This window comes from uncultured Nitrospira sp., from assembly GCA_902500695.1.
Lineage (GTDB): Bacteria > Nitrospirota > Nitrospiria > Nitrospirales > UBA8639 > Nitrospira_E.
Map to the genome: position 1 here is coordinate 69,248 of CABVRQ010000007.1, position 9,250 is coordinate 78,497.

At 52.8% G+C, this 9,250-nt stretch carries 8 protein-coding genes; 6 read left to right on the forward strand and 2 right to left on the reverse strand.

Going from position 1 to position 9,250, the window contains the following annotated elements; translation table 11 throughout:
* From AAH187_RS03155 to AAH187_RS03175, 5 genes are all read left to right on the forward strand, one after another.
* Positions 1–1,460, forward strand: a 1,460-nt coding sequence (locus AAH187_RS03155; RefSeq protein ID WP_342346979.1) for an alternate F1F0 ATPase, F1 subunit alpha, incomplete at its 5' end; no start/stop codon positions are given.
* Entirely contained in the window at positions 1,457–2,389 is a 933-nt protein-coding gene (locus tag AAH187_RS03160) for a F0F1 ATP synthase subunit gamma (RefSeq protein WP_342346980.1), read from the forward strand. The genes AAH187_RS03155 and AAH187_RS03160, both read left to right, overlap by 4 nt.
* A 13-nt stretch (positions 2,390–2,402) precedes the next feature.
* Positions 2,403–3,272 carry an ADP-polyphosphate phosphotransferase gene (locus tag AAH187_RS03165; protein WP_342346981.1) on the forward strand — a complete coding sequence of 290 codons (870 nt, stop codon included), beginning with the start codon at positions 2,403–2,405 and terminating at the stop codon, positions 3,270–3,272.
* Positions 3,273–3,394: 122 nt separating this feature from the next.
* Positions 3,395–4,090: a VIT family protein gene (locus tag AAH187_RS03170; RefSeq protein WP_342346982.1), complete on the forward strand. Its 696-nt coding sequence runs from the start codon at positions 3,395–3,397 to the stop codon at positions 4,088–4,090.
* Positions 4,091–4,148: 58 nt separating this feature from the next.
* The gene (locus AAH187_RS03175) at positions 4,149–5,030 is read left to right on the forward strand and encodes a cation diffusion facilitator family transporter (protein ID WP_342346983.1); all 882 of its coding nucleotides are present in this window, start codon (positions 4,149–4,151) and stop codon (positions 5,028–5,030) included.
* Between the two features lie 90 nt (positions 5,031–5,120).
* On the opposite strand, the gene AAH187_RS03180 is transcribed toward AAH187_RS03175, so the two are convergent.
* Together AAH187_RS03180 and AAH187_RS03185 are read right to left on the reverse strand one after the other, a co-directional pair.
* Positions 5,121–7,076, reverse strand: coding sequence for a PAS domain S-box protein (locus AAH187_RS03180; RefSeq protein ID WP_342346984.1), 1,956 nt, complete (start codon positions 7,074–7,076; stop codon positions 5,121–5,123).
* 160 nt (positions 7,077–7,236) lie between these two features.
* Entirely contained in the window at positions 7,237–8,604 is a 1,368-nt protein-coding gene (locus tag AAH187_RS03185) for a sigma-54 dependent transcriptional regulator (RefSeq protein WP_342346985.1), read from the reverse strand.
* A gap of 460 nt (positions 8,605–9,064) precedes the next feature.
* Between AAH187_RS03185 and AAH187_RS03190 the strand changes: the two genes are divergently transcribed.
* On the forward strand, positions 9,065–9,250 hold a 186-nt coding region (locus AAH187_RS03190; RefSeq protein WP_342346986.1), incomplete at its 3' end, for a universal stress protein.

Sequence of the window (9,250 nt, forward strand, 5' to 3'; positions counted from 1 at the left end):
CCCGCGAGGTGGGGAGGATCACCAACGTCTCCACCGGTATCGCCAGAGTTTCCGGTCTTCCCCGCGTGGGGTTCGAGGAGGTGCTGAAATTTCCCGGTGATGTGTATGGCATCGCCTTCAACGTCGATGAAGACGAAATCGGCGTCGTGCTTCTTGGGGACTACTGGCAGTTGCATGCGGGTGATGAGGTCGAACGCAGGGGACACGTTATGGACGTGCCGGTAGGCGACGAATTAATCGGGCGAGTCATCAACCCATTGGGACGGCCCCTGGATGGCCTCGGGCCGGTAGTCTCCGGCGATCGCCTCCCTATTGAACGTCCGGCACCACCCATCATGAATCGCGCCCCCGTCACGGTGCCGTTGCAAACCGGCATCAAGGTCATCGATGCGCTCATCCCGATTGGACGAGGCCAGCGTGAGTTGATTCTCGGCGACCGGCAAACCGGCAAGACCGCCATCGCTCTCGACACCATTCTCAATCAGCGTGATCAGAATGTGCTCTGCGTGTATTGCGCCATCGGCCAACGCGCATCCGGTGTGGCCAAAGTGGTGGCCACCCTCCGAGAACAAGGCGCCATGGAATACACCATCGTCGTCGTCACCGAAGGCAACGACCCACCGGGACTCGCCTATATCGCGCCGTACGCCGCGACCAGCATTGCCGAATATTTCATGGAACAGGGTCGCGATGTGCTAGTTGTCTATGACGACCTGACACATCACGCCCGCGCCTATCGTGAGCTGTCCTTGCTCCTGCGGCGCCCGCCCGGTCGAGAAGCGTTTCCCGGCGACATCTTTTACATTCACTCGCGGCTTCTGGAGCGCGCCACCCATCTGCGCAAAGAACTGGGTGGTGGCTCATTGACGGCGCTGCCCATCATTGAAACCGAAGCACAAAACCTTTCGGCCTACATTCCGACCAACCTGATTTCCATCACGGATGGACAAATCTATCTCTCGCCCACCCTGTTCGAATTAGGGGTGCTGCCTGCAATCGATGTCGGTCGATCCGTTTCCCGCGTGGGGGGCAAGGCCCAACGGGCGGCCTATCGCGCCGTGGCGGGAAACCTCAAGTTGGCCTATGCCCAGTTTGAAGAGCTGGAAACCTTCGCCAGGTTCGGCGCCCGGCTGGATGACGACACCCGCACTATTATCGAACACGGGCGGAGAATCCGCGCCTGTCTCAAACAGCCGGAATTCGCCCCGGTTTCCGTGCCCGCTCAAATCGCCTTGCTATTGGCGTTGACCGACAAATTCTTCGATTCTGTGCCGCTTGACCAGATGACGAAGGCCGAACAGGCCTTGTACAAGGCGGCCCTCGACATTCCCTTGGAGGTACGCAAACGATTGGAAGGCCCGGCCAAATTGAATACTGAAGATCGTGAAACGATTATTCGAATCGCCCGTCAAGCACTGGAATGCTTTCAGCTCACACCGGAACTCAAGGAAACATCATGAGCGACACCATCGTGGGCCTGCGCCGAAAAATCGGCGGAGCCGGGGATCTCCAATCCGTCGTTCGCACAATGAAGGCCTTGGCCGCCTCGAGTATTGGACAATACGAGCAATCGGTGAGCGCATTGGCCGACTATGCCCGCACGGTAGAGCTGGGATTAAGCGTCTGTTTCCAGAAAGACCCGCCGGCGGGCTTGATGGGAGAACAGAAAAAGAGTACACATTCAGGTCCGATTGGTGCCGTCGTGTTCGGTTCAGACCAGGGGCTGGTAGGCCAGTTTAATGAGGTAATAGCCGATTATGCCGTCAAGGCCTTGGCCGCTCGGTCTGGTCACCACAGTGTATGGGCCGTTGGTGAGCGCGTGCAGACGCGCCTGGCAGATGCAGGTCTGCCATTAGGAGGATTCTTTCCCGTCCCGAATTCCGTCAAGGCCATTACTCCACTTGTCGGGAACATTCTTCTAGAAACCGAAACGCGCCGCAGCCGCGGGGCAATCACCGAACTCCACCTCTTTTACAACCGCCCCACGTCCAGAGCGGTGTATGCGCCGGTCAATCAGCGCCTTTTGCCGCTGGACGAAACCTGGCGAAGCGAGTTGGCCATACTCCCGTGGCCAACGGGAAATCTGCCGGAGGCCATCGGCAGTGGTGCGGCAACTCTGCAGGCGCTCATTCATGAGTATCTCTTTATCTCGCTTTTTCGGGCATGCGCCGAATCTCTGGCCAGTGAAAACGCCAGCCGGCTCACCGCCATGCAACGCGCCGAGAAAAACATCGACGAACTCCTGGAGGATCTCAATCGGCACTTTCACCAGTTGCGCCAAAGCGGTATCGACGAGGAACTCTTTGACGTCATCTCCGGCTTTGAAGCGCTAGCCAACAAACCAGTCGCCACGGAATGCCATGCAGGTGAACCACACATCGAACTATAAGGGAAGAACAACCATGAACATTCAGACCAAGAGTTTCCGAGTAGATGAAGGCACAACGGTCGATCTCAGCAAAAGGCCAACCAGGGTAAAGGATATTTATAACTCGAAAAAACAGTACAAGCAGGTACTCAAGAAACATATAGAAGAACTCAGCGACCTCCAACGTCTCCACTACGCCTACAATCGCTATGCATTGCTGCTGATATTTCAGGCCATGGACGCCGCAGGCAAGGACGGCGCCATCCGGCACGTCATGTCCGGCGTCAACCCCCAGGGTTGCCAGGTGTTTAGCTTCAAGCATCCCAGTGCAACGGAACTGGACCACGATTTTCTGTGGCGCACCACGCAGTCTCTGCCTGAACGCGGCCGCATCGGCATTTTCAATCGTTCCTATTACGAGGAAGTCCTGATCGTTCGCGTGCATCCGGAGATTCTGCTGAGCCAGGGCCTGCCGGACGAATTGCTGGATGAAAAGACACTTTGGCAAGACCGGTACCGATCCATCATCGACCTGGAAAGCCATCTTCACCGCAATGGCACGCGGATCATCAAATTTTTCCTTCACCTTTCAGAGGAAGAACAACGACAGCGGTTTCTTCAACGGATTGATGAGCCGGAGAAAAACTGGAAATTCAGCCTCGCCGACATCAAGGAAAGAAAGTATTGGAAAGAGTATATGCAGGCCTATGAGGCCTGTTTGAGTACAACAAGCACGAAAACCTCGCCGTGGTATGTTGTCCCTGCCGATGATAAAAAGAACGCCAGGCTCATCATCTCAGAAGTCATCCTCCAAACACTGAAGAGTCTTAACATGAGTTACCCGACCACGACCAAGGAGCGACAGAAAGAATTGCAGTCAATCCGTAAACGCCTGGCCAAGTAAAATCTGAATCTCGCACGTAGAGAGGCCGGGCATACGTATTGAGCATTGGTTTTTCTCCAATGAACAAGTTTTGAAAAGTCAGGTTTCGGGAGTGAGCACCTGAACTAACGGAAACTAGACACATGCGGATACGACATAGGGAACGTCACCGAACCGAACGCATCGGATGGCTCCGGGCAGCCGTCCTGGGCGCCAACGACGGTATCGTGTCAACAGCCAGCCTGTTGCTCGGTGTCTCGTCGGCAAATGCGACTCACAGCGAAGTATTGATCGCGGGAGTAGCCGGCCTGGTCGCGGGAGCCATGTCGATGGCTGCCGGTGAGTATGTGTCTGTTCAATCACAGGCCGATACCGAGAATGCGGACCTTGCACTTGAGCACACGGAACTTCTATCGGACCCTTCGGGTGAGCATAAGGAACTTACCGCGGTCTATGTTGAGCGAGGCCTTGATCCAACGCTCGCGAAGCAGGTCGCCACACAACTCATGGCCCATGACGCCATCGGCGCCCATGCACGCGATGAACTCGGCATTTCCGAAAACCTCAGTGCGCGTCCGATTCAGGCAGCCATGGCGTCGGCCGCCAGCTTCACTGTCGGAGCCGCCCTGCCTCTTGTGACCGCGACCATCATTCCGGAGGCCAGACTGATTCCCGTGGTTTCTGGAACCTCACTGATATTTCTCGCGGTATTAGGAGGGTTAGCCGCGCAGGCGGGCGGTGCCTCGGTCATGACGGGAGCCATGCGCGTCACCTTATGGGGTGCACTGGCCATGGGAATGACCGCAGGAGTCGGAGCGCTCTTCGGTGCAACGGGGTAAATGAGATCAACCGAACTCAAAAGACTCAAGCTTTCGTCTTGATTCCATGACACCACACATGAGCCGTCTTCGAGAAATTCGTCGGGTTCTCTGTTGGATTCTGGCATTGAACCTGGCTGTCGCCGCAGCAAAGTGGGGGTATGGCGTCGTGACCCATTCATTGGGCATGCAGGCTGATGGCCTTCATTCAACCTTCGATGGCCTCTCAAATGTCATTGGATTGATCGGGCTCTGGCTGACCGCCCCTCCTCCCGATGCGAATCATCCCTATGGTCATAAAAAATTTGAAGCCTTGACAGCCGGATCCATCGGAGGCTTCCTGGTCATGACCTGCGTCTATCTTCTTTGGAAAGCTTATCAGTCATGGACTCTTGATGTGCACCCTCAGGTCACCGGCTTCAGTTTCTTAATCATGATCATGACCATGGGTGTCAATATGTTTGTGACCCGATGGGAACGGCAAAAGGGCACCGAACTGAAAAGCGATATCCTCACAGCCGACTCCTATCACACGGCGAGTGATGTCCTGACATCATGCTCAGTTCTGGCAGGGCTCCTGGCTGTGAAAGCCGGATATGCCTTCGTAGATCCTTTGGTGGCGGTCCTGATTGCTGCCGTGATCGCCTGGACCGCATTTATTGTACTCAAGGATGTCCTGTATTCCTTAACCGATGCCAATCGCTTGGATCCTGAAGAGGTTCGAAAAGTTGTGATGTCGATCGCCGGCGTCCGGGACTGTCATGATATTAGAACACGGGGACTGTCCCACCATGTGTTCATGGATCTCTCGGTTCACGTTGATGCAACGCTAACCGTCAAAAAAGCCCACTCGCTCGCAACCAGAATTGAAGAGCATCTCATTGATCAGTTTGAACCCCTGGAGGACGTGGTCGTCCACATCGAACCGGAAGGACACGAACAAAGGGGATTGGAATCGTGAAGGGGAAAACGTGAGGAGTGAGCAGTAAGGGGATAAGGAGAAAAGGAAAAAAGAAGCATTCAGCAGATTAAATTTAGACTCATCCTCGACCTACGCCTCACGCCTGACTTCTTGAAAATGAATGGGCAAGGAAACGATAAAGGTCGTCCCCTGGCCCGGCACACTAGTCACACAGATGGCACCTTGATGTTCCTGGAGAATGCCGTGAACCACCGTGAGCCCTAAGCCGGTCCCCTCCCCCACAGCCTTGGTGGAAAAAAACGGATCAAAAATCTTTGAGAGTTGCTCCTGAGGAATCCCAATCCCGGTATCTTGCACGGTGAGTTCCACGGTATCACGGTTTGGATGAAGGGTCAGGCTCAGAGTACCTCCATCAGGCATCGCCTGGCAGGCATTCAAAATAAGATTTAAAAATACCTGGTTCATGTGGTCGGGATCCGCCAACACCTTCGGCAAGTGGGGTGTCACAGTATTGATGACCTGAATATGCTGTGTACCCAACCTCTCCTGCAGCACATCCAGAACATCGATCATCACAACCTCTAAGTTGACACCCTGACGTTCAGCCGGACGTTTCCGGGCAAAGCTTAATAACTGATTCATGATTTTTGTAATGCGTTCCACCTGGTTCACAATGGTTTCCAATCCCCGCCTGGTGCGCTCATCCGGAGCTTTACGCATTAACAGTTCGGCTCTTCCCAATATCACATTCATCGGTGTGCCAATTTCATGGGCCATTCCCGATGCTAAGGTGCCCAACTCGGCCAATCGTTCCGTTTTTCGGAGTTGATCCTCCAATGCGCGTTGTTGGGTAATATCCACAACATACCCTTCAATCCCGACAACCTCGCCTGTTTCGGAAAAGATCCCACAGCCTTGTTCCCACACCCATTTGATGGTTCCCTCCCTTGTTCGAATCCGATAGCTGGACTGAAACGGCTTACGGTCCTTGAGAGCCTCCTGCACGTGCTGCCAAATACGCTCGCGATCCTCTTGAAACATCACATCCCGGCCATACGACACCTCTCGAGTCTCGACAAATTGGTCAGGTGAACATCCCGTCAGACTTTGACAACTCGGGCTGACGAACTCCATGGTCCAATCCCGATCATTTTGACATCGATAGACCATGCCGGGAAGATTCGTGAGAAGGGTCGATAAGGTCCGTTGGGCCTCCTGTAATTCATGTTCGGTCGCCACCCGTTCTGTCAAATCCAGGATAATCGCGAGGAAGACCCGACGACCCTCCTCCTGTAAATATTGAAGATGGACTTCAACCGGATACATCGTTCGATCTTTTCTCCGATGAGATGTTCGAAAATTCACTTGGTCCCGTTGGCCCGTCCGAAGAAGAGTCAACAGCTCCAGAAACTTTTCCTTCGGAAGATCGGGTTTCAAGTCCAACGGTGTCATCACGCACAATTCTTCCATGCTGTAGCCGATATTTTCCCTCGCGCCTTTGTTGACTTGAGTAAATCGAAGCGTCGTGTCATCAAACACATAGATCTCATTGACAGATTCCTCAAGAATTCTCCCCAGATAGGACAACCGCTCCTCGTTTTGCTTTCGTCGGGAAATGTCCCGAAGAATCACCGTCAACCATCGCTTCCCCGATTGTTCAGTTTGAGAAATCGAGGCTTCCAAAGGAAAGGTCTCCCCATTCCGTCGAAGTCCGGAAATTTCCATGTTCGCACCCATCCGTCGGGAGGTTGCTCCAGTCTCGGCAAATCGGCGGATGTGTTCACGATGGGCAGACCGCAGAGGGATTGGAATAAATTGGTCGAGGGTATTTCCCAGTGCCTCTTGAGGCGAACATTGAAAAACTTCCTCAGCGGCCGCATTAAAGATGACAATCCGTTGATCGTCATCAATGATGATAATGGCATCCATGGCCGAATGGATAATGCTCGCTAGTTGCTGCTCAATCGCTTCGAACCCGTCTTTGGTTTCCTGATGCATCGCCTGAACGGCCCGCAGCTCTGCCAATTCCTGTCGGAGCAGATGAACTTCGTCCTGAAGGTCTGGGGGGGGTGGCTCGTAACTCATCGATTCACCTGGAGGTTGATTCTGACAAACAGGAACTTAAGATTCAATGCATTGATGATACAGGGCCCGATGAAGCATCCTGACCGGACTCAATACGGACATCGAAAGATTACTCCGGTAGCAGCATGATTCAACGCAATTCATCCGACTGTTCTGGCGTTCACACCACGTCTTCCATTTCAGCCAGCTTGCGATATAATGTCTTTCGATCAATGCCGAGCACATGCGCCGTTTGATATTTATTTCCACCCATTTTCTCCAAGACCCGCCGGATATAGGACTTTTCCAACTGCTCCAGGGGCAGTAGCCGCTCTGCGGCATCTCCGATGAGTTGTCCATCCCCTTGGATTTCGCGAATATTCGAGGGGAGATCGTCCAGACAAATCCTTTTCCCTTGCGTCAGGGTCGCCGCACGCTCCAGGATATTTTCTAACTCTCTCACATTACCTGGCCACTGATAATCCATGAGCCTGGCCATGGCCGATTCTTCTACATTTTCAATATGCTTCTGCTGCGCGGTCGCACTCTTTTGTAGCAATCCCTGAACCAGAATCGGCAGATCCTCTTTGCGATCACGAAGGGGAGGCAAGTGCAGTTCAATTACATTCAGACGATAATACAAATCCTCTCGAAACCGCTTGGCCTTGACCTCCTCAGCCAACTGCACGTTCGTGGCAACCACCAACCGGACATTAATCGACATGGAGCGAGTCGCCCCTACCCGCCGGATTTCCCGCTCTTGCACAGCACGAAGCAACTTGGCTTGAAGCATCATGGGCATTTCACTGATTTCATCCAAAAACAATGTGCCATCGTGAGCCTCTTCAAACAAACCCGGTTTATCCGATTTGGCATCCGTAAAAGCGCCACGCACATGACCAAAGAGCTCGCTTTCCAACAACAGCTCGGGAATCGCCGCACAATTCACCGGAACAAAGGGAGCAGACTTACGTTGACTATTAAAATGAATGGCTTTGGCTACGAGTTCTTTTCCCGTCCCACTTTCTCCCGTGATCAGAATATTCGTCTGTGAATTAGCCACTCGCCGGATCAGATCAAAAATTTCCTTCATCGGCTTGCTTCTTCCGATAATTTGGTCAAACGCAAATTCCCGGCTGACCTGTTGCCGTAACTGTTTCACTTCCTGGCGAAGGAGCGCCTCTCGCATCGCCTTCGCCACCGTTACCAATAATTCATTGCTCTTGATGGGCTTGGTGAGATAGTCAAACGCGCCTAGCTTCATCGCATCAACGGCCGATTCCACGGTACCAAATGCCGTCATCATGATAAGATTGGATTCCGGATGCTTCCGAAGCACATGATCCAACAATGCCAGTCCATCCATGCCTTTCATCCGCAAGTCTGTTAAAACCACAGGAAATTTCTCTGTTTCCATCCGGTTGAGCGCCTCGTGACCATCTGAAGCCATCATGACTCGATAATGCTCTTCCTCGAGAATGTCCCGAAGTAATTGCTGCATTTCGGGTTCATCATCCACGACTAAAATAGCAGGAGAATCGTTGATCATTGCAGTATTCCTTGTTTAACTAACCACTATTCATAAAGGTAACGGACTCAGCCCATCCTGGGTAAGGTACATTTCCCTTCGATGACTCCCCCATCCACTCCTGATTGTTGACCAGAGGCGGCAAGGAAACCTCATCCTCTCTGTAGCTTTTCTCACCAATCAGCAATTTCCCTACTGTAGCAATTTGCACCACCTGTCCCAACCCGTCTCATCCTATTTTGACTTCCTAAAGAATTAGCGAGCGACCGAATCCAGCCTTTTTGAATATTTTGTAATTTTTAAGGAAAGTCCCTTGCCGTGGATATGAGCCACTCCGATTTCCCTCTCTCATTTTCAGACTGCCCTCAAACTTCAGGGAAAATTACGCCTCTTGGGAGATGACGTGGTCTCACGATGGCATTCCTCTTGCTGCCCCTCATCAAGGTATGGCTAGGAGAACAACTTTGATAAGGGAGATCCCATGAGAATTGTCGTTCCAATTGATGGGTCAATCTGTTCCACCTTTGCTGTTAAAGCTCTTGCACATTTTACGCCGCCTGAAGAATTGACGCTGGTCCATGCACTACAAATTCCCGATTTCAACTACCCGATGATTACGCCGGATCTCAGAACCGAAGCCCAGGAAGAAATCAAAGCCCAATTGCGA

Excerpts from the sequence above, each read along its gene's own strand:
- AAH187_RS03160 (WP_342346980.1), top strand. The coding sequence starts at position 1,457 with ATGAGCGACACCATCGTGGGCCTGCGCCGAAAAATCGGCGGAGCCGGG.
- AAH187_RS03165 (WP_342346981.1), top strand. The coding sequence starts at position 2,403 with ATGAACATTCAGACCAAGAGTTTCCGAGTAGATGAAGGCACAACGGTC.
- AAH187_RS03170 (WP_342346982.1), top strand. The coding sequence starts at position 3,395 with ATGCGGATACGACATAGGGAACGTCACCGAACCGAACGCATCGGATGG.
- AAH187_RS03175 (WP_342346983.1), top strand. The coding sequence starts at position 4,149 with ATGAGCCGTCTTCGAGAAATTCGTCGGGTTCTCTGTTGGATTCTGGCA.
- AAH187_RS03180 (WP_342346984.1), bottom strand. The coding sequence starts at position 7,076 with ATGAGTTACGAGCCACCCCCCCCAGACCTTCAGGACGAAGTTCATCTG.
- AAH187_RS03185 (WP_342346985.1), bottom strand. The coding sequence starts at position 8,604 with ATGATCAACGATTCTCCTGCTATTTTAGTCGTGGATGATGAACCCGAA.